This window comes from Porphyrobacter sp. TH134 (genome assembly GCF_002855495.1).
In the GTDB taxonomy this organism is placed as follows: Bacteria; Pseudomonadota; Alphaproteobacteria; order Sphingomonadales; family Sphingomonadaceae; genus Erythrobacter.
Window position 1 is genome coordinate 1 of sequence record NZ_PKRO01000031.1, and the last position, 17,454, is coordinate 17,454.

General features: G+C 64.9%; 17 protein-coding genes. 11 read left to right on the plus strand and 6 right to left on the minus strand.

The window, feature by feature from the left end; all coding sequences use genetic code 11:
* Nucleotides 1-450: 450 nt before the first annotated feature.
* Complete coding sequence (locus C0V72_RS12285; RefSeq protein WP_101794438.1) at nt 451-891, plus strand: DUF3592 domain-containing protein; 441 nt, start codon at nt 451-453, stop codon at nt 889-891.
* A gap of 10 nt (nt 892-901) precedes the next feature.
* Here C0V72_RS12285 and C0V72_RS12290 read toward each other — a convergent pair whose 3' ends face one another.
* Nucleotides 902-3,163, minus strand: coding sequence for an NADP-dependent malic enzyme (locus C0V72_RS12290; RefSeq protein ID WP_101794439.1), 2,262 nt, complete (start codon nt 3,161-3,163; stop codon nt 902-904).
* A 147-nt stretch (nt 3,164-3,310) separates the two neighbouring features.
* On the opposite strand from C0V72_RS12290, the gene mutS reads away from it, so the two are divergent.
* Together mutS and C0V72_RS12300 are read left to right on the plus strand one after the other, a co-directional pair.
* Nucleotides 3,311-5,971 carry a DNA mismatch repair protein MutS gene (gene mutS, locus C0V72_RS12295; RefSeq protein ID WP_233999928.1) on the plus strand — a complete coding sequence of 887 codons (2,661 nt, stop codon included), beginning with the start codon at nt 3,311-3,313 and terminating at the stop codon, nt 5,969-5,971.
* Between the two features lie 41 nt (nt 5,972-6,012).
* Nucleotides 6,013-6,348, plus strand: a complete 336-nt coding sequence (locus C0V72_RS12300; RefSeq protein ID WP_101794440.1) for a hypothetical protein — start codon at nt 6,013-6,015, stop codon at nt 6,346-6,348.
* 24 nt (nt 6,349-6,372) lie between these two features.
* Here C0V72_RS12300 and C0V72_RS12305 read toward each other — a convergent pair whose 3' ends face one another.
* The 5 genes from C0V72_RS12305 to gluQRS all read right to left on the minus strand — a co-directional run bounded on the left by C0V72_RS12305 (nt 6,373) and on the right by gluQRS (nt 9,455).
* Nucleotides 6,373-6,759, minus strand: a complete 387-nt coding sequence (locus C0V72_RS12305; RefSeq protein ID WP_101794441.1) for a hypothetical protein — start codon at nt 6,757-6,759, stop codon at nt 6,373-6,375.
* Nucleotides 6,760-6,842: 83 nt separating this feature from the next.
* Nucleotides 6,843-7,712, minus strand: coding sequence for a 3-hydroxyacyl-CoA dehydrogenase NAD-binding domain-containing protein (locus C0V72_RS12310; RefSeq protein ID WP_101794442.1), 870 nt, complete (start codon nt 7,710-7,712; stop codon nt 6,843-6,845).
* 75 nt (nt 7,713-7,787) lie between these two features.
* Complete coding sequence (locus tag C0V72_RS12315) at nt 7,788-8,354, minus strand: cob(I)yrinic acid a,c-diamide adenosyltransferase (protein WP_101794443.1); 567 nt, start codon at nt 8,352-8,354, stop codon at nt 7,788-7,790.
* Between the two features lie 14 nt (nt 8,355-8,368).
* Nucleotides 8,369-8,599, minus strand: coding sequence for a hypothetical protein (locus tag C0V72_RS12320; protein ID WP_101794444.1), 231 nt, complete (start codon nt 8,597-8,599; stop codon nt 8,369-8,371).
* A 25-nt stretch (nt 8,600-8,624) separates the two neighbouring features.
* Nucleotides 8,625-9,455, minus strand: a complete 831-nt coding sequence (gene gluQRS / locus C0V72_RS12325) for a tRNA glutamyl-Q(34) synthetase GluQRS (RefSeq protein ID WP_101794467.1) — start codon at nt 9,453-9,455, stop codon at nt 8,625-8,627.
* 154 nt (nt 9,456-9,609) lie between these two features.
* On the opposite strand from gluQRS, the gene C0V72_RS12330 reads away from it, so the two are divergent.
* The 8 genes from C0V72_RS12330 (at nt 9,610) to C0V72_RS12365 (ending at nt 17,410) form a co-directional block, all read left to right on the plus strand.
* Nucleotides 9,610-10,218 (plus strand): HNH endonuclease, encoded by a 609-nt coding sequence (locus C0V72_RS12330; protein ID WP_101794445.1) that lies wholly within the window; start codon nt 9,610-9,612, stop codon nt 10,216-10,218.
* 201 nt (nt 10,219-10,419) lie between these two features.
* A complete protein-coding gene (gene rpmI / locus C0V72_RS12335) occupies nt 10,420-10,623 on the plus strand; it encodes a 50S ribosomal protein L35 (protein ID WP_026092007.1) in 204 nt (67 codons plus the stop codon).
* 49 nt (nt 10,624-10,672) lie between these two features.
* Entirely contained in the window at nt 10,673-11,032 is a 360-nt protein-coding gene (gene rplT / locus C0V72_RS12340; protein WP_101794446.1) for a 50S ribosomal protein L20, read from the plus strand.
* Nucleotides 11,033-11,240: 208 nt separating this feature from the next.
* Nucleotides 11,241-12,377 carry a phenylalanine--tRNA ligase subunit alpha gene (gene pheS / locus C0V72_RS12345; protein WP_101794447.1) on the plus strand — a complete coding sequence of 379 codons (1,137 nt, stop codon included), beginning with the start codon at nt 11,241-11,243 and terminating at the stop codon, nt 12,375-12,377.
* Nucleotides 12,374-14,761 carry a phenylalanine--tRNA ligase subunit beta gene (gene pheT / locus C0V72_RS12350; protein WP_101794448.1) on the plus strand — a complete coding sequence of 796 codons (2,388 nt, stop codon included), beginning with the start codon at nt 12,374-12,376 and terminating at the stop codon, nt 14,759-14,761. Before pheS ends, pheT begins: the two co-directional genes overlap by 4 nt.
* Nucleotides 14,758-15,528: an SDR family NAD(P)-dependent oxidoreductase gene (locus tag C0V72_RS12355; protein WP_101794449.1), complete on the plus strand. Its 771-nt coding sequence runs from the start codon at nt 14,758-14,760 to the stop codon at nt 15,526-15,528. The genes pheT and C0V72_RS12355 overlap by 4 nt, the downstream gene beginning before the upstream one ends.
* On the plus strand, nt 15,528-15,893 hold the full coding sequence (locus tag C0V72_RS12360; RefSeq protein WP_101794450.1) for a hypothetical protein: 366 nt from the start codon (nt 15,528-15,530) through the stop codon (nt 15,891-15,893). Before C0V72_RS12355 ends, C0V72_RS12360 begins: the two co-directional genes overlap by 1 nt.
* Entirely contained in the window at nt 15,890-17,410 is a 1,521-nt protein-coding gene (locus C0V72_RS12365) for a peptide chain release factor 3 (protein WP_101794451.1), read from the plus strand. Before C0V72_RS12360 ends, C0V72_RS12365 begins: the two co-directional genes overlap by 4 nt.
* The last annotated feature ends 44 nt before the right edge of the window (nt 17,411-17,454 follow it).

Consider the following 17,454-nt stretch of genomic DNA (forward strand, 5'->3'; position numbering starts at 1 on the left):
TCCACCCGCATCGCGCCCTTGGCTATCTCGCCCCGCGCGAATACATCACCCAATCAACCAGTGAGGAACTGTCCGGGAATTAAGGGGCAACGACAGCGCCTGCTCCCCTTGGCCTTCCACGATCCTCGGTCTGACCGGTCTGTCATCACCACTCATTCACCCCGCGCCGTCAAGTGGCTGCAGACTTTCACTTCCTCCTTCGTGACCACTTCTAAAATAGAAATTAGGCCACTCTGAAGGGGGCAGATCAGACTCCGCTCTGCCTTGAGGTAGCACTCACCTAAGTTCAAGTGACTTTCGGACATACAAATCAGTGCTTATCCGGTGATTGCCAGAGCTGTAATTGGTTTGATGAGAATTATAAAAAATCGCGTAAAATCATCATATAAATGAAATTATGACACAAATTGTGGTATTTCCGGTTTCGGCGGCGGTGAACTCCCAGAGCTGATGGAAGACACGAACGCCAAACTGTGGGCGGCGCGCGTGTGGGGCGCAATCCTGCTTGCCGTCGCTTCGGGGTTGTTCGGAATCGCCGCCGAGTTCGCGCGTCCCCAACACCGGCTCGCAACGATCGGCGTTGCCACCCCTGGTGTGGTTGCCGATGTGGTCGGACGCGGAGGCGGCCGCAAGGGCCCGGTTTACTACCCCCTCGTGAGGTTCACCGATTCGCTTGGGCGGAGCCGGCAATTCGTCGGCACAATCGGCACAAAGCCATCATCCTACGAGCGCGGAGAGCGCGTTACCGTCATCTATGACCCCGCCGACCCGACGGACGCGATGATCGACAGCTTCATCGACCGGTATCTTGCCACCATTGCCTTGTGCCTGTTTGGCAGCGTGTGGGCATTGATGGGAGGCTGGCTGCTGCTCGGCGCCCGGCAGCGCTAGGCTTCCTGCCTCACCCCACAACCCCCGCGCTTGCCAGCACTGCCAGCGTCAGCACATCGGGCACAGTCGCTGTCATCGGCACGATCTGCACCGGCTTTTCCACGCCCAGCAGCATCGGGCCGATGGTGGCATTGCTGCCCAGCTCGCGCAGCAGCTTGGCCGACAGGTTGGCCGATTGCAGGCCCGGCATGATCAGCACGTTCGCAGGGCCCGACAGGCGGCTGAAGGGATACAGCGCCATCACCTTGGGGTTGAGCGCGGCGTCGGGCGCCATTTCGCCTTCATATTCAAAGCCCGGATCTTCGCGGTCGAGGATGGCGACCGCATCACGGATGGAATTCAGCCACTGGCCCGAAGGGTTGCCGAAGGTCGAATAGCTGAGGAAGGCGACGCGCGGTTCGTGGCCCATGCGGCGGGCAACGGCGGCGGTTTCCTTGGCGATGTGGGCAAGTTCGGCGGCGTTGGGGCGTTCGTTGATCGTGGTGTCGGCAAGGAAGGTGGTGTGGTTCTTGCCGATCATCATGTGGATGCCGAAGGGCAATGCGCCTTCCTTGTGATCCAGCACCAGGTTCACCTCGCGCACGGTCTGCGCAAAGGTGCGGGTCATGCCGGTGATCATCCCGTCGCCGTGGCCCAGCGCCACCAGCAGCGAGGCAAAGACGTTGCGGTCCTGATTGACCATGCGCCGCACATCGCGCTCGGTATAGCCGCGCCGCTGGAGGCGCTTGTACAGGTAATCGACCATCGCGGGCACATGCTCGCTGTCGGCCGAGTTCTGGATCTCGAAGCTGCCCGGATCGCCGACCGACAATTGGTGCAGCTTGTCGATCACGGCCTTGGTGCGGCCCACCAGAATGGGCGTGCCATAGCCGAAATCGCGGAACTGGATCGCGGCGCGCAGCACCACCTCTTCCTCGGCTTCGGCGAACACCATCCGCTTCGGGTTAGCCTTGGCGACCTCGTAGACGCCTGACAGCACGGAAGTTGTGGGGTTGAGGCGGCTGCGCAGCGCAACGCGGTAGGCATCGAAATCCTCGATCCGCGCGCGCGCGACGCCCGAATCCATCGCCGCCTTCGCCACGGCGGAGGACACGACCTCGATCAGGCGCGGGTCGAACGGGGCGGGAATGATGTAATCGGTGCCGAACTTGTGGTTCTTGCCATAGGCGGCTGCGACTTCTTCGGGCACCTGCTGGCGCGCGAGCGACGCGATGGCTTGCGCGGCGGCGACCTTCATTTCTTCGTTGATGGTGGTCGCCTGCACATCCAGCGCGCCGCGGAAGATGAAGGGGAAGCCCAGCACATTGTTGACCTGATTGGGGAAATCGCTGCGCCCGGTGGCGATGATCGCATCGGGGCGCACGGCCTTGGCTTCGTCGGGCATGATTTCCGGCACCGGATTGGCCATCGCAAAGATGATCGGCTTGTCCGCCATCCGCCGCACCCAATCGGGCTTCAGCGCGCCGGCGGCTGACAGGCCGAGGAAGATATCCGCGCCCACCAGCGCTTCTTCCAGACTGGTGGCGCTGGTCTGCACCGCATGGGCGCTTTTCCACTGGTCCACCCCGTCGCGGCCCGGCGTGATCGGGCCGGAACGGTCGCACAGGATCACGTTTTCATGGCGCACGCCCATCGCCTTGATCAGCGCGGTGCAGGCAATCGCCGCCGCACCCGCGCCGTTGACCACCACCTTCACGTCGCGGAAATCGCGGCCCGTGATGTGGCAGGCGTTGAGCAGGCCGGCGGCGGTGATGATCGCGGTGCCGTGCTGGTCATCGTGCATGACCGGGATTTTCATGCGTTCGCGCAAGGCGGCTTCGATGATGAAGCATTCGGGCGCCTTGATGTCTTCCAGGTTGATGCCGCCAAAGGTCGGCTCCATCAGCGCGACCGCATTGATGAAGGCTTCGGGGTCTTCGGTGTCGAGTTCGATATCGATGGAGTCCACATCGGCGAACCGCTTGAACAGCACCGCCTTGCCTTCCATCACGGGCTTGGATGCCAGTGCGCCCAGATTGCCGAGGCCCAGGATAGCGGTACCATTGGAAATCACGGCAACCAGATTGGCCTTGGCGGTGTAGCGGGCCGCGAGGGACGGGTCGGCCGCGATCGCTTCGACTGGCGCGGCGACGCCGGGCGAGTAGGCAAGGCTGAGATCGCGCTGCGAGGTCATCGGCTTGGTCGCGACGATTTCCAGCTTACCGGGACGGATCGTCTCGTGATAGAACAATGCCTCACGCGTGGTGAAACCGCCCTTGCTCTCTTCGGCCATGCTGCTGATCCCTATTGCAGTCCGTAACGTCATGCGCCGCTTAGCCTCACATCGGCCGCTGCGATAGGTCGGAAATCGCAAGGGGTCGGGGGAAAGCTGCAACTGCCGCGATTTCCGAATCGGGTCTGCCCGCGCTAGGCGGATGGCATGGCTGCGCTCGACAATCCGAAACCCACCCCGATGATGGCGCAATATCTGGCGCTGCGGGAAGAAGCGGGCGATGCCTTGCTGTTTTACCGGATGGGCGATTTCTTCGAGCTGTTCTTCGAGGACGCGCGCACCGCCGCCCAGATCCTCGATATCGCGCTGACCACGCGGGGCGAGCATGGCGGCGCGCCGATCCCGATGTGCGGGGTGCCGGTGCATTCGGCGGAAGGTTACCTTGCCCGGCTGATCAAGGCGGGCTGCCGGGTCGCGATTGCCGAACAGGTTGAAACGCCCGATGAAGCCAAGGCGCGGGCCAAGCGCGAAGGCACGCCGTCGTCCAAGGCGCTGGTGGGGCGCGCCATCGTGCGGCTGGTCACGGCAGGCACGCTGACCGAGGAAGCCCTGCTGGAACCGCGCCGCGCCAATATGCTGATCGCTTTGGCGGAGGTGCGCGGCAGCATCGGGATCGCGGCGGTCGATGTGTCGACCGGGGCGATGGTGCTGGAGGAATGCGCCGCCGACAGCCTTGGCGCGGCGCTGGCGCGGCTTGCGCCGAGCGAGGTCGTGGTGCCCGACGACTGGCAACACGGCGCGGATGAGGCAATCTACCGCCCGCGCAGCACTTTCGCGAGCGATGCCGGGGCCGAACGGCTGCGGGCGGTGCACGGTGTCGCCACGCTGGATGCCTTCGGTGATTTCTCCCGCGCGATGCTGGCCGCAGCCGGGGGCCTGATCGCCTATCTCGATCATGTCGGGCGCGGCAAGCTGCCGCTGCTGCTGCCCCCTGTCCCGCGCAGCGCGCAATCCGGGATGGCGATGGACGCGGCGACGCGGGCCAGCCTCGAAATCCTTGAAAGCGCCAACGGCGGCGGGCGGGCGGGGAGCCTGATCGGCGCGGTGGACCGCTGCGTGACAGGCGCAGGATCGCGGCTGCTGGCGGAGGACTTGTCCGCGCCGCTGCTGGATGCCGCCGCGATTCAGGCGCGGCTGGCGCTGGTGCAATTCTGGCTGGCTCGCCCAATCGAACGCGCGCAGCTGCGCGATGCCCTGCGCGCTATTCCTGACCTTGGGCGCGCTTTGGGCCGGGTCGTGGCGGGGCGCGGAAGCCCGCGCGATCTTGGCCAGCTGCGTGATGGGCTGAGCGAAGCCATGCGGCTGCACCACTGGCTGATCGGCGCGCCGGACAAGCCTGCGCTGTTGGACGAGGTGCTGACCCGCCTCACCGGCCACGGTGCGTTGACCGATTGGCTGGCGCGTGCGCTGGTGCCCACACCCCCGACCGAGCGCAGCGGCGGCGGGTTCATTGCCGATGGCTATGACGCCGCGCTGGACGAATTGCGCGCCACGTCGGGCGATGCGCGCCGCGCCATTGCGGCAATGGAAGCGCGCTATCGTGACGAGACCGGCATCGCCACGCTCAAGATCCGTCACAACGGGGTGCTGGGCTATTTCATCGAGGTTGCCGCGCGCCATGCCGATGCGCTTATGGCGCCGGACAGCGGCTTTACCCACCGCCAGACAATGGCGGGCGCGGTGCGGTTCAATTCGCTGAAACTGCACGAGGAAGCCGCGCGTATCGCCGAGGCGGGGGGACACGCGCTGGCAGCGGAAGAGGCGCATTTCGAGGAACTGGTCAGCGCCATCATCGCCGCGCGTGAGGCCATTGCCGCCACCGCCGCCGCGCTGGCCCGGCTGGATGTGGGCGCCGCCAATGCTGAACGCGCGGCAGAGGGCGACTGGTGCCGCCCGGAAATCGCCGGGGACGCGGGCCTCGCCATCACCGGCGGGCGGCATCCTGTGGTCGAAGCCGCGCTGGCCAAGACTGGCGAGCGGTTTGTGGCCAATGACTGCCAGCTTGCCGAGACCAACCGTCTGTGGCTGATCGGCGGGCCAAACATGGGCGGCAAATCGACCTTTCTGCGCCAGAATGCACTGATCGTGCTGCTGGCGCAGGCAGGGTCCTTTGTCCCCGCCACTGCCGCGCGGATCGGGCTGGTCGACCGCTTGTTCAGCCGGGTCGGTGCGGCAGATAATCTGGCGCGGGGGCGGTCGACCTTCATGGTCGAAATGGTCGAGACCGCTGCCATTCTGGCGCAGGCCACGGCCCGCAGCTTTGTGATTCTGGACGAGGTCGGGCGGGGCACGTCGACCTATGATGGCCTCGCGCTCGCCTGGGCCGTGGCCGAGGCGGTGCATTCGCAAATCCGCTGTCGCTGCCTGTTCGCCACCCACTATCACGAACTCGCGCGATTGGCCGAAACGTGTGAGGCGCTGAGCCTGCACCATGTCCGCGCGCGCGAATGGCAGGGCGATCTGGTGCTGCTGCATGAACTGGCCGATGGTCCGGCAGATCGGTCGTATGGTCTTGCCGTGGCGCGGCTGGCCGGCGTGCCCGCACCCGTGGTCGCCCGCGCCAAGGCTGTGCTGGCCAAGCTGGAAGCCACCCGCGAGGCGACGGGCGGGATCGCGGCCGGGCTGGGGGATTTGCCGCTGTTTGCAATGCTGGCCGCGGCCGAGCCGGCGCCCGCATCGCCCGAACATGAGCTTGCCGAGGCCTTGCGCAACGCCGATCTGGATGCCCTGACCCCGCGCGATGCGTTGGATTTGCTGTACCAATGGAAGCGCGCTCTGCCGCAGGGCGCGCCAAATCAGGGCGGTTGATTTCAACCAAGGCTTAACCTTGGCCCGGTTATCATCAAACGGTGTACAAGCAGGTCTTTCAGAACAGCAAAGTGGCGCTCCTGTTTGCGGGGATGACGCTGTTCAGCGCGGTGTCGCTTATCGGCACCCCTGAAGACAGCGGCGTACTGACTCAAGCGGCCGATCTGGTCGAAGCGCAGCGAGAAAGCTTTGCCAGCGACGTTCAGAACTTTGCCGACGGTCAGAGCGTTGGCGACAAGCCCAGAGCGGGCCGCCTCGTTTTCGGCGACTATGATCCTTCGGCAAAGACCGATGCGGCAGGCGGCCCGCCGGAAGAGCCCGAAGTTGAAGTGGACCCTTACATTGTCAATCGCGACTTGAAGGCCGTGTTGAAATAACGCCCTGTATCGCGGACGGTAAGGTCACACCTCTTCTTCATCGTCGGCAGACAACTCTTCGCCGTCAGCCGTAACCCAGTCGTCATCGTCATCATCGGTGGTCTCTTGGCCGTAGACCTCGGTCTCGTCATCATGATTAGGCTCGCCGGCAAAGGCGGACATATCGATCCGGCCTTCGCCTTCCATCCGGCGCATTTCGTCGATCAGGTCGGGCGCGTTGGCGGGGGCAGGGTCGAAATCGTCCGCGGCCGGTTTGGTGCTTTCGAGCGGGCTGGCCTTGTGGCTGTCATGGGCCCTCGCGTCTTCAGCGACATCCTGCGCCTGTTCGCCGCGTGCTTCCTGTTCGCTGTTATGAACTTCGGGCGGCAGGCCTGTGGGGTGGCCGGTGGTGCATGTATCACGCTGGGTCATGGGCAATCTCCTTCCCCATGCCTAACCGGGGCAAGCCCATGAATGTTGCCGCGCCTTGCGACGAAGCGACCCGCCGGTGCGCCTCAGCGCGTGGGGACCGGCGTATCCCCGGTATAGTCGTAGAAACCACGGCCCGTCTTGCGGCCCAGCCACCCGGCTTCGACATACTTCACCAACAGCGGCGCTGCGCGATACTTGCTGTCGCGGGTGGTGGTGTAAAGCACGTTGATGATGTCGAGGCAGGTGTCCAGCCCGACGAAATCGGCCAGTTGCAGCGGCCCCATCGGATGGTTGAGGCCGAGGCGGCAGCCCTTGTCGATATCCTCGATCCCGGCCGTGCTCTGACCGAGCACGAACACGGCCTCGTTGATCATCGGCAGCAGGATGCGGTTGACGACGAAACCGGGCTCGTCCTGCGATAGCACCACTTCCTTGCCCAGACCCTTGGCGAATTCGGTCACGCGGTCGGTGGTGGCCTGCGCGGTGGCGAGGCCGGGGATGACCTCGATCAGGCCCATCACCGGCACGGGGTTGAAAAAGTGCAGCCCGATGAAGCGCGCCGGGTCGGGCGAGTGGTTGGCCATCCGGGTGATCGGGATGGACGACGTGTTCGACGCCAGAATCGCGTTCGCGCCCAGCACCTTGCCCGCTGCCGCGAAGATCATGTTCTTGATCTCCTCCCGCTCGGTCGCGGCTTCGATGATCAGATCGGCTTCGGCAAAGGGCGCATAATCGCCGATCGGCGTGATCCGGGCGAGCAGGCGTTCCGCTTCTGCCGCTTCAATCTTGCCGCGCCCCATCAGCTTGGCGAGCGCCTTTTCGATGCTCAGCTTCCCGGCTTCCGCGCGGGCGAGATCGACATCGGTCAGCATGACATTCATGCCAAACGCGGCGATGGTCTGAGCGATACCGGTTCCCATCTGACCGGCGCCGATGACAGCGATGTTGCGCATGAGGCTCGTCCTTCGCAAGTGCAGCAAAGGCGTCGCCCTAGCGAGGCCCCCCGCCAAAAGCCAGCGATTAGCGCGCTATCGGTTCTGGCCGGGCACCCACTTTACATCCATTCGGCCATTGTCGTTCACCACCCGTGCGAGCACGAAGAGGTAATCGGACAGGCGGTTGATGTAGGATAGGGCCGCAGGGTTCACCGCATCCTGCGCCGCCAGCGCCACCATCGCACGTTCCGCAGCGCGGGTGACGGCGCGGGCGATGTGGAGGCGGGCGGCCAACTCGCTGCCGCCGGGCAGGATGAAGCTGGTCAGCGGCTGCAGCTTTTCGTTCAGCGCATCGATCCGCTGTTCGAGCCATTCGGTTTGCGACGCAACCATCCGCAGCACCATGTCCGACGGGGTAAAATCATCCCCCGGTGTCGCCAGATCGGCGCCCAGATCGAACAGATCGTTCTGGATGCGGGTGATTTCGGCCCCCGGCGCGCCCGCCATTTTGGTCGCGGCCAGCCCGATCGCGCTGTTCGCCTCGTCGACGGTGCCCATGGCATGGATGCGCGCCGCATATTTCGGGCAGCGCGAGCCATCGACCAGGCCCGTGGTCCCATCATCCCCGGTACGGGTGTAAATCTTGTTGAGCTTAACCATCGCGGCAGAAAGGCTTAGCGCGCTGCCATCATGATAATGGCGACCACCACGATCGCCAGCGCCTGATACTTGATGCGCGCAAACATCGCCTTGTTCTGCGCGAGCTGCATATCGGAAGCGGTTGAGCCTTCGCCCGTTTCAAGATCGATCTTGGTCGTCTTGAGAAAGGCGATGATGCCCTTGATCAGCGAAAAGGCGACCAGCCCCATAAGGACGATCAGGACGGGGATGAGTACATAGTTCATGCCTGCTATAATGGACGCTCGGCCATCAGGTTCCAAGTGACAAATGCTGCAACCTCAGTTGCCGGGCAAGCATCTGCCCATCTTCGCCCGCTTCGCGCCGCTGCGCCAAAGCAGGTGAGCCGCGCCGCTTGGCGAGCTTTTCGCCGCCGGGGTCCAGCAGCAGCCGATGGTGGTGCCAGCGCGGCGTGGGCAGGCCAAGCAGGGCTTGCAACAGGCGGTGCACGTGACTTGCGCCGAACAGGTCGGCCCCGCGCGTCACCAGCGTCACGCCGTCCGCCGCATCGTCAAGCGTGACCGCAAGGTGATAGCTGGCCGGCAAATCCTTGCGCACCAGCACCACATCGCCAAGGCCGGAAAGGTCGACCGCTTGCGCGCCGGCCAGGGCATCCTCCCACACCAGCGGGCCGGTCAGCGCGAGTGCGCGCGCGCTGTCCAGCCGCCAGGCCGCAGGCAGCGCCGGATCGGGCGGGGTGTGCTTGCAGGTGCCGGGATAGATCAAGCCGTCCGAGCCTTCGGCCGCGCCCGCCGCTTCGATGGCCTTGCGCGTGCAGGTGCAGGCAAACAGCACACCGGCGGCGCGCAATCGCTCGGCCGCCGCACCGTAACTTGCCAGCCGGGTGGACTGCGCGGGCACTTCGTCCCATTCCAGACCCAGCCATTCCAGATCGCGGCGGAATTCATCGGCGAGGTCAGGCCGCGAGCGGGGGCCGTCAATATCCTCGATCCGCAGCACAAACCGTCCGCCGCTTTCCCGCGCAAGATCATGCGCGATAATGGCGCTGAGCGCGTGACCAAGGTGCAGCCGCCCATTGGGGCTGGGTGCGAAACGGGTCACTTGCGGCACATGATCCGGCATCGTGCGGCCATGCCACATGACAGATTATTGCGCTATCCACAGCCTCTCAACAGGACATCAAATACGCGGCCCTGTGGATAGCCCGCGTGTAACGGGTTTGACTCTTTGCCATGCCACGTCAGGATGCAGGCCTGTCAGGGAGGAACGCAAGACCGTGTTCAATGCCGAACTGATCGAGAAAGTTGCCCGGTTCCGCGGGGTTGATGAAGACCCGACGCGCAATCTGTCTGCTTGCCCGGCGCTGGTGCTCAACGCCGATTACACCCCCTTGTCCTATTACCCGCTGAGCCTGTGGCCGTGGCAGACCGCGATCAAGGCGGTGTTTCTGGACCGTGTGGATATTGTCGCCAGCTACGACCGCGAGGTGCATTCCCCCAGCTTCGACATGAAAATCCCCAGCGTGATCGCGCTGCGGCAATATGTGAAGCATTCGGAATTTCCGGCCTTCACCCGGTTCAATCTGTTTCTGCGCGACCGTTTCCAGTGCCAGTATTGCGGCAGCACCGAACACCTGACCTTCGATCATGTCACCCCGCGGCGGCTGGGCGGGCGCACCACGTGGGAAAACATCATCACCGCCTGTGCGCCGTGCAACATGAAGAAGGGCGGCCGCACCCCCAAGCAGGCCGGCATGCCGGTGCACCGCACCCCGATTCGTCCGACAAGCTGGCAATTGCAGCAGCACGGCAAGCAATTTCCGCCCAATTATCTCCATGAAACCTGGCGGGACTGGCTGTACTGGGACGTCGAACTGGAGGCTTAGCGCAGTCTGCTCTGGCAAGCCTGCGGGCTTACCGGCAAGCATTGCGGATGCGGCTGGCCGGAAGCGCCATGCTGCCAAATCCCTTGCCTTTCGGCCCCCTCCCGCCTATCGGCGCGCACTTCACTGACACGAATCAATCAGCCAGCCTGGCGACAAGGGCTGCCATGGCAGGTTTCGACGTGTCTCTTTAAGGAGATGAAAATGCCCAAGCTGAAGACCAAGAGCGGTGTGAAGAAGCGCTTCAAGATCACCGCCACCGGCAAGGTCAAGCACGGCGTCGCTGGCAAGCGTCACCGCCTGATCAGCCACAATGCGAAGTATATCCGCACCAACCGGGGCACTTCGGTCCTGTCGGCCAATGATACGCCGACGATCAAGAAGTGGGCGCCCTACGGGCTGGATTGATGCGAGCGGCCTGACGGCCCACGCGTCCTCAAGATAAGGATATACTGATATGCCTCGCATCAAACGCGGTGTTACCACCCGCGCCAAGCACAAGCGGTTACTCGAACAGGCCAAGGGCTATCGCGGTCGCCGCAAGAACACGATCCGCGTTGCGCGTCAGGCCGTCGAAAAGGCCGGCCAGTACGCTTACCGCGACCGCAAGGTTAAGAAGCGCACCTTCCGCGCCCTGTGGATCCAGCGCATCAACGCGGCTGTCCGCATCGAAGGCCTGACCTATTCGCAGTTCATGCACGGCATCAAGCTGGCCGGTATTGAACTCGACCGCAAGGCGATGGCCGATCTTGCCATGAACGAAGGCGGTGCCTTCAAGGCCGTGATCGCTCAGGCCAAGGCCGCCCTGCCTGCATAAGGCACGCGCGAGCAGCATTGGCCGCTGCGGCTATCGCTGAAAACAATATGGGGCGGGTTTCTTGACGGAAGCCCGCCCTTTTCTTTGGGTGCGGCGGCGATATTGTTTGTGCTTGCGGCGGCCCAACCGCCACAGCCGCTTTGCAATCGCGGCGATTTGCCGCTAGCGGGCGGCGGCGAAAAACCGCGTGGCAGAGCATCCAAAACCCATGATCGACATTTCATCCCAGACCGAGGCGGCGTTGGCAGCAATCGCGACCGCCGAAACCCTCGATGCGCTTGAAGCGCAGCGGCTCGACGCGCTCGGCAAGAAGGGCTGGGTGAGCCTGGCTCTGAAGACGCTGGGCGGGATGAGCCCCGAAGAACGCACCGCCGCTGCGCCCGCGATCCAGTCGGCCCGCGCCAGCATTGCCGAGGCGCTGGATGCCAAGAAGGCCGCGTTGGAAGCCGCGGCGCTGGAAGAGCAGCTGGCGCGCGAGACAGTGGACCTCACGCTCCCCGCCGTGGCCGCGCCCAAGGGCTCGGTGCATCCGGTTTCGCAGGTCATGGACGAACTCGCCGAAATCTTCGCCGATCTGGGTTTCGCGGTCGCCACCGGCCCGGAGATCGAGGACGACTGGCACAACTTCACCGCGCTCAACATGGACGAGACCCACCCCGCGCGGGCGATGCACGACACGTTCTACTTCCCCGATCGGACGCCGGGAGGCCCGGCCTCAAGTAGCGAAGCGGTAGGCCAACAGGAGCGCGAGATCCTGCTTCGTACGCATACGTCACCCGTCCAGATCCGCTCCATGCTGGCGCAGGGCGCGCCGATCCGCATCATCGCCCCGGGCCGCGTCTACCGCTCGGACAGCGATGCAACGCATACGCCGATGTTCCACCAGGTCGAGGGGCTGGTGATCGACCGCGACATTCACCTCGGCCACCTCAAGTGGACGTTGGAGACCTTCTTCAAAGCCTTCTTCGAGCGTGAAGACATTACGTTGCGCCTGCGCCCCTCCTACTTTCCCTTCACCGAGCCGAGCGTCGAGGTTGACGTCGGCTACTCGACCGAAGGCGGCCGCCGCGTCGTCGGCGGGCACGGCGATGCGCCGGGGCATGCATGGATGGAACTGGGCGGCAGCGGAATGGTGAACCGCCGCGTGCTCGAATTCGCCGGAGTTGATGCGGACGAATATCAGGGCTTCGCCTTCGGCCTCGGGATCGACCGGATCGCGATGCTCAAATACGGGATGAACGACCTGCGCGCCTTCTTTGATGGCGACCCGCGCTGGCTGGCGCATTACGGCTTCTCGCCCTTCGACCAGCCGACCCTTTCCGCTGGCGTGGGAGCACGGGCATGAAGTTTGCGCTGACCTGGCTCAAGGATTACCTTGATACGACCGCTTCGGTGGCGGAAATCTGCGACGCGCTCAACGCCATCGGGCTTGAGGTGGAAGGCGTGGAAGACCCGGCCGAAAAGCTCGCCGGTTTCCGCATCGCCCACGTGCTGACCGCGGCGCGCCACCCCGATGCGGACAAGCTTCAGGTGCTGACGGTCGACACAGGCGACGGCCAGCCGCTGCAAGTGGTGTGCGGCGCGCCCAATGCCCGCGCGGGCATGAAGGGCGTGCTGGGGCTTCCCGGTGCGGTCGTTCCCGCCAACGGCATGGTACTGCGCAAAAGCGCGATCCGCGGTGTCGAATCGAACGGCATGATGTGTTCGACCCGCGAGCTGGAGTTGGGCGAGGATCACGACGGGATCATCGAACTGCCCGATGACGCGCCGGTCGGTACGGCCTTTGCCGATTACCACGGTTCTGATCCGGTGATCGAAGTCGCCGTGACCCCGAACCGTCCGGACTGCATGGGCGTCTACGGCATCGCCCGCGATCTCGCGGCCAAGGGGCTGGGGACACTGAAGCCGGTTCCCATGCCCGCCTTCAGCGCGAGCGGCGCCTGTTCGGTCGAAATCCGCACCGACGATCCGGATGGCTGCCCGGCCTTCTATGGCCGCGTGGTGACGGGCGTGAAGAACGGCCCCTCTCCCGACTGGCTGCAAGCGCGGCTCAAGAGCGCAGGGCAGCGCCCGATCTCACTGCTGGTGGACCTCACCAACTACCTGATGCTCGGCTTCGGGCGTCCGGCGCACGCCTATGATCTTGCCAAGCTGCAAGGCGCGGTCGTCGCGCGGCGCGCGAAGGATGGTGAAGAGGTGCTGGCGCTCAACGAGAAGACCTACACGCTCGATGCCGAGATGATGGTGATCGCCGACGACAAGGGCGTGCACGACATCGCCGGGATCATGGGCGGCGAGCATTCGGGCGTGTCGGAGACGACCACCGATGTGCTGCTCGAAATCGCCTATTTCGATCCGGCGCGCATCGGTGCCACGGGACGCAAGCTGGGCCTTTCGTCCGACGCCCGCACGCGGTTCGAGCGCGGTGTGGACCCCGAGTTTCTGGATCAGGGCCTCGATCTGCTGACCGGGCTGATCGTTGATCTCGCAGGCGGCACGCCTAGCGAGGCGGTGCACGCCGGTTCGCCGCCGAAAGCCGCGAAGATTGTCGCCTTCGATCCTGCGCTCACCACTCGTCTCGGCGGCGTCGAAGTGCCTGAGGGCGAACAGAAGCGCATCCTCGAAAGCCTTGGCTTCACCGTCGGCGCCGACTGGCAGGTCACTTGCCCGCTGCGCCGCCATGACATCGAAGGCCCCGCCGATCTGGTCGAGGAGGTCGTCCGCATCCACGGGCTCGACAAGGTGGCAAGTGTCGCGCTCCCCCGGGTCGAGGGCGTTGCCCGCCCCACCGCCACCCCGCAGCAGAAGCTGGAGCGGGGCTTGCGCCGTGCTGCTGCTGCGAGCGGGCTGAACGAGGCGGTGACGTGGAGCTTCCTCCCGACATGGGCGGCGGAACACTTCGGTTCGGACCAGCCGCTGTGGGTGCTCGCCAATCCGATCAGCGAGGACATGAAGGCGATGCGCCCCTCGCTGCTCCCCGGCTTGCTGATGGCCGCCAAGCGCAATGCCGACCGCGGCGCGGCGGCCTCGCGCCTGTTCGAGATCGGGCGGCGGTATTTCCGCGGGAGCAACGGCCTCAGCGATGAAAAGCCGACGCTCGGCATCGTGCTGGCGGGCGAGAAGGCCCAGCGCGGGTGGCAGTCCGGCAAGGCCAAGCCGTTCGACGCCTATGACGCCAAGGCGCTGGCGCTCCAGCTGCTCGAAGCGGCGGGGGCTCCGGTCGCCAACTTGATGGTGATGGGGGAGGCTGGGGCGCAATTCCACCCCGGCCAGTCGGCGACCCTCAGGCTCGGCCCCAAGGTGGTGCTGGCGCGCTTCGGCATGGTGCATCCCGCGACGCTCAAGGCCTTCGACGCTGATGGTCCAATTGCCGCGGTGGAGCTGTTCCTCGATGCGATCCCGGCAAAGAAGGGCGCCGCCTTCGCGCGCCCGGGCTTTACCCCGCCCGCCTTGCAAGCCGTGACCCGCGACTTCGCCTTCCTCGTCCCCGCCACGCTGGCAGCGGGCGATCTGGTGCGGGCGGTCCAAGGCGCCGACAAAGCGGCGATCACCGGCGTGCGTGTGTTCGATGTCTTCGCCGGGCAGGGCGTGCCCGAGGGCCACAAGTCCATCGCGGTCGAAGTGACGCTCCAGCCGGGCGATACCAGCTTCAAGGACGCCGATATCAAAGCGATCGCCGAGAAAATCGTCGCCGCCGCCACCAAGGTCGGAGGGGAGCTGCGCGGATGAAGCCTGTCTTGAGCCCAGTCGAAAGAACGGCTTTCGTCACCGGCGCCACCGCCGGAATCGGCCTCGCCACCGTCCGCCGCCTCGTCAAGGACGGCTGGCGCTGCGTTGCCACCGGACGGCGGCAGGAGCGATTGGACGCGCTGGTTGCCGAACTGGGCGCGGACAAGGTCCATGCGGCGTGCTTCGACGTGCGCGACACCGCCGCGCTCGACGCCGCGCTCGCTGGCCTGCCCGAAGGCTTCCGCGCCATCGATCTGTTGGTGAACAACGCAGGGTTGGCGCAAGGCCTCAGCCCCGCCCAGAACGCCAATCTCGATGACTGGCACACGATGATCGACACCAACGTCACCGCGATGGTGGTGCTGACCCGCAAGCTGCTGCCCCAGCTGATCGAGCGCAAGGGCGCGATCATCGCCATCGGCTCGGTCGCGGGGAACTACATCTACCCGGGCGGCAACGTCTATGCCGGGTCCAAGGCCTTCGTGAACCACTTCACGCTCGCCCTGCGCGCCGACCTCCACGGCACCGGCGTGCGCGTTACCAGCATCGAGCCGGGGATGGTCGAAACCGAGTTCACCGTGGTGCGCACCGGCAGCCAAGAGGCCAGCGACAAGCTTTATGCAGGCGTCAATCCGATGACCGGTGAGGACATTGCCGACACCATTGGCTGGATCGCCAGCCTGCCGCCGCATCTCAACATCAACCGGATCGAGCTGATGCCGGTCAACCAGGACTTCGCGGGCTTTCGCGTGGCACGCGAGGGCTGATGAGCCGAAAGGCGCTTCTCGTTCTTGGCGTGCTGCTTGCTGGCGTGGCAGTTGCCTGCTGGGTTGTGTTCGTCCTGCTCGGCCTGAATCCGGCTTACGAGGACACGCTTGCGACGCTCGCAGTGCTGGCAGCGGTGATCGGCGGCCTTCCGGCGCTGCTCGCCACATTCCGGACGCGCGTCGCGTTCATCATCCTTGTCGGGGTCGCGATTCTGCTCGGCATCTGGGGGGGCTCACTGATGAGCAGTTCCGGAGAAGATGCCCTGTACGGCTATATTGTCCTGCTTGCTGATATCATCCTCCTCACCTACGGCCTTGCGGTGATCGGACTGCGCGCCCTCATAATCAAGAACCACAAAGCATGACCAGCAACCGCCGCACCTTCGCGATCATCTCGCACCCTGACGCAGGCAAGACCACGCTCACCGAAAAGCTGCTGCTGCAAGGCGGGGCGATCCACCTGGCGGGCGAGGTCAAGGCGCGCGGGGCAGCGCGGCGGGCGCGGTCGGACTGGATGAAGATCGAGCAGCAGCGCGGGATCTCGGTCACGTCGAGCGTGATGACCTTCCAGAAGGACGGCATCGTCTTCAATCTGCTCGACACGCCGGGCCACGAGGATTTCTCGGAGGATACCTATCGCACGCTGACCGCGGTGGATTCGGCGGTGATGGTGATCGACGCGGCGAAGGGCATCGAGCCGCAGACCCGCAAGCTGTTCGAGGTGTGCCGCCTGCGCAGCGTGCCGATCATCACCTTCGTCAACAAGGTTGACCGCGAGGGCCGCGATCCGTTCGAGACTTTGGACGAGGTCGCGGATATGCTGGCGCTCGACGTGTCCCCACAGATGTGGCCCATCGGCATGGGCGGCGAGTTCGAGGGGCTGCTCGATTTCGCGACCGGCACCATTGGCCGCCCGGAAGGGCCGAGCCGCGAATACCTCGGCACGCGCGACACGGCGGCGATCCCGCAGCGCTTTGCCGACGAGATCGAGCTGGCGCGCGGCGGCTATCCCGAGTTCGACCTTGAGGCCTTCCGCAATGGCGACCTCACCCCGGTCTATTTCGGCTCGGCGCTGAAGAATTTCGGCGTCACCGAACTGATCGACGCCATTTCCCGCTTCGCCCCGCCGCCCCGGCCCCAGCCTGCGGGCGAGGAGCAGATCAACCCGGAGCGCGACGAGGTGACCGGCTTCATCTTCAAGGTGCAGGCCAACATGGACCCCAACCACCGCGACCGGATCGCCTTCATGCGGCAGGTGTCGGGCACCTTCAAAAGGGGCATGAAGCTGACGCCCAGTGGGTTGGGCAAGCCGATCGCGGTTCACTCGCCGATCCTGTTCTTCGCGCAGGACCGCGAGCTGGCCGACACCGCCGAAGCGGGCGACATCATCGGCATCCCCAACCACGGCACTTTGCGCGTGGGCGATACCCTGTCGGAGCGCAATCAGGTGCGCTTCACCGGCCTGCCCAACTTTGCGCCGGAAATCCTGCGCCGCGTGCAATTGCGCGATCCGACCAAGACCAAGCAATTGCGTAAAGCGCTCGACGACCTCTCCGAAGAGGGCGTGATCCAGGTGTTCTACCCTGAGATCGGCTCGGCCCACATTGTGGGCGTGGTCGGCCAGCTTCAGCTCGAAGTGCTGATCAGCCGTCTGGAGGCCGAATACAAGGTGGAGGCCGTGCTCGAACCTTCGCCCTTTGCCACCGCGCGCTGGATCAAGGGGGACGACAAGACCCTCGATGAATTCGCCAGCTTCAACCGCGCGAACCTCGCGCGTGACCGTGACGGCGACATGGTGTTCATGGCCAAGAGCCCGTGGGACGTCAGCTATCAGGTCGAAAAGAACCCGCAGCTCACCTTCTCGGCCACGAAAGAGCGTTAAGGGAGGAACGGTAATCTTGCGGCGGGCCGAGGTTCGCGGCATGG

What these genes read in the sequence shown, in the direction of transcription:
- C0V72_RS12285 (WP_101794438.1), top strand. Translation starts at nt 451, where the DNA reads ATGGAAGACACGAACGCCAAACTGTGGGCGGCGCGCGTGTGGGGCGCA.
- C0V72_RS12290 (WP_101794439.1), bottom strand. Translation starts at nt 3,163, where the DNA reads ATGGCCGAAGAGAGCAAGGGCGGTTTCACCACGCGTGAGGCATTGTTC.
- mutS (WP_233999928.1), top strand. Translation starts at nt 3,311, where the DNA reads ATGGCTGCGCTCGACAATCCGAAACCCACCCCGATGATGGCGCAATAT.
- C0V72_RS12305 (WP_101794441.1), bottom strand. Translation starts at nt 6,759, where the DNA reads ATGACCCAGCGTGATACATGCACCACCGGCCACCCCACAGGCCTGCCG.
- C0V72_RS12310 (WP_101794442.1), bottom strand. Translation starts at nt 7,712, where the DNA reads ATGCGCAACATCGCTGTCATCGGCGCCGGTCAGATGGGAACCGGTATC.
- C0V72_RS12315 (WP_101794443.1), bottom strand. Translation starts at nt 8,354, where the DNA reads ATGGTTAAGCTCAACAAGATTTACACCCGTACCGGGGATGATGGGACC.
- C0V72_RS12320 (WP_101794444.1), bottom strand. Translation starts at nt 8,599, where the DNA reads ATGAACTATGTACTCATCCCCGTCCTGATCGTCCTTATGGGGCTGGTC.
- gluQRS (WP_101794467.1), bottom strand. Translation starts at nt 9,455, where the DNA reads ATGCCGGATCATGTGCCGCAAGTGACCCGTTTCGCACCCAGCCCCAAT.
- rpmI (WP_026092007.1), top strand. Translation starts at nt 10,420, where the DNA reads ATGCCCAAGCTGAAGACCAAGAGCGGTGTGAAGAAGCGCTTCAAGATC.
- rplT (WP_101794446.1), top strand. Translation starts at nt 10,673, where the DNA reads ATGCCTCGCATCAAACGCGGTGTTACCACCCGCGCCAAGCACAAGCGG.
- pheS (WP_101794447.1), top strand. Translation starts at nt 11,241, where the DNA reads ATGATCGACATTTCATCCCAGACCGAGGCGGCGTTGGCAGCAATCGCG.
- pheT (WP_101794448.1), top strand. Translation starts at nt 12,374, where the DNA reads ATGAAGTTTGCGCTGACCTGGCTCAAGGATTACCTTGATACGACCGCT.
- C0V72_RS12355 (WP_101794449.1), top strand. Translation starts at nt 14,758, where the DNA reads ATGAAGCCTGTCTTGAGCCCAGTCGAAAGAACGGCTTTCGTCACCGGC.
- C0V72_RS12360 (WP_101794450.1), top strand. Translation starts at nt 15,528, where the DNA reads ATGAGCCGAAAGGCGCTTCTCGTTCTTGGCGTGCTGCTTGCTGGCGTG.
- C0V72_RS12365 (WP_101794451.1), top strand. Translation starts at nt 15,890, where the DNA reads ATGACCAGCAACCGCCGCACCTTCGCGATCATCTCGCACCCTGACGCA.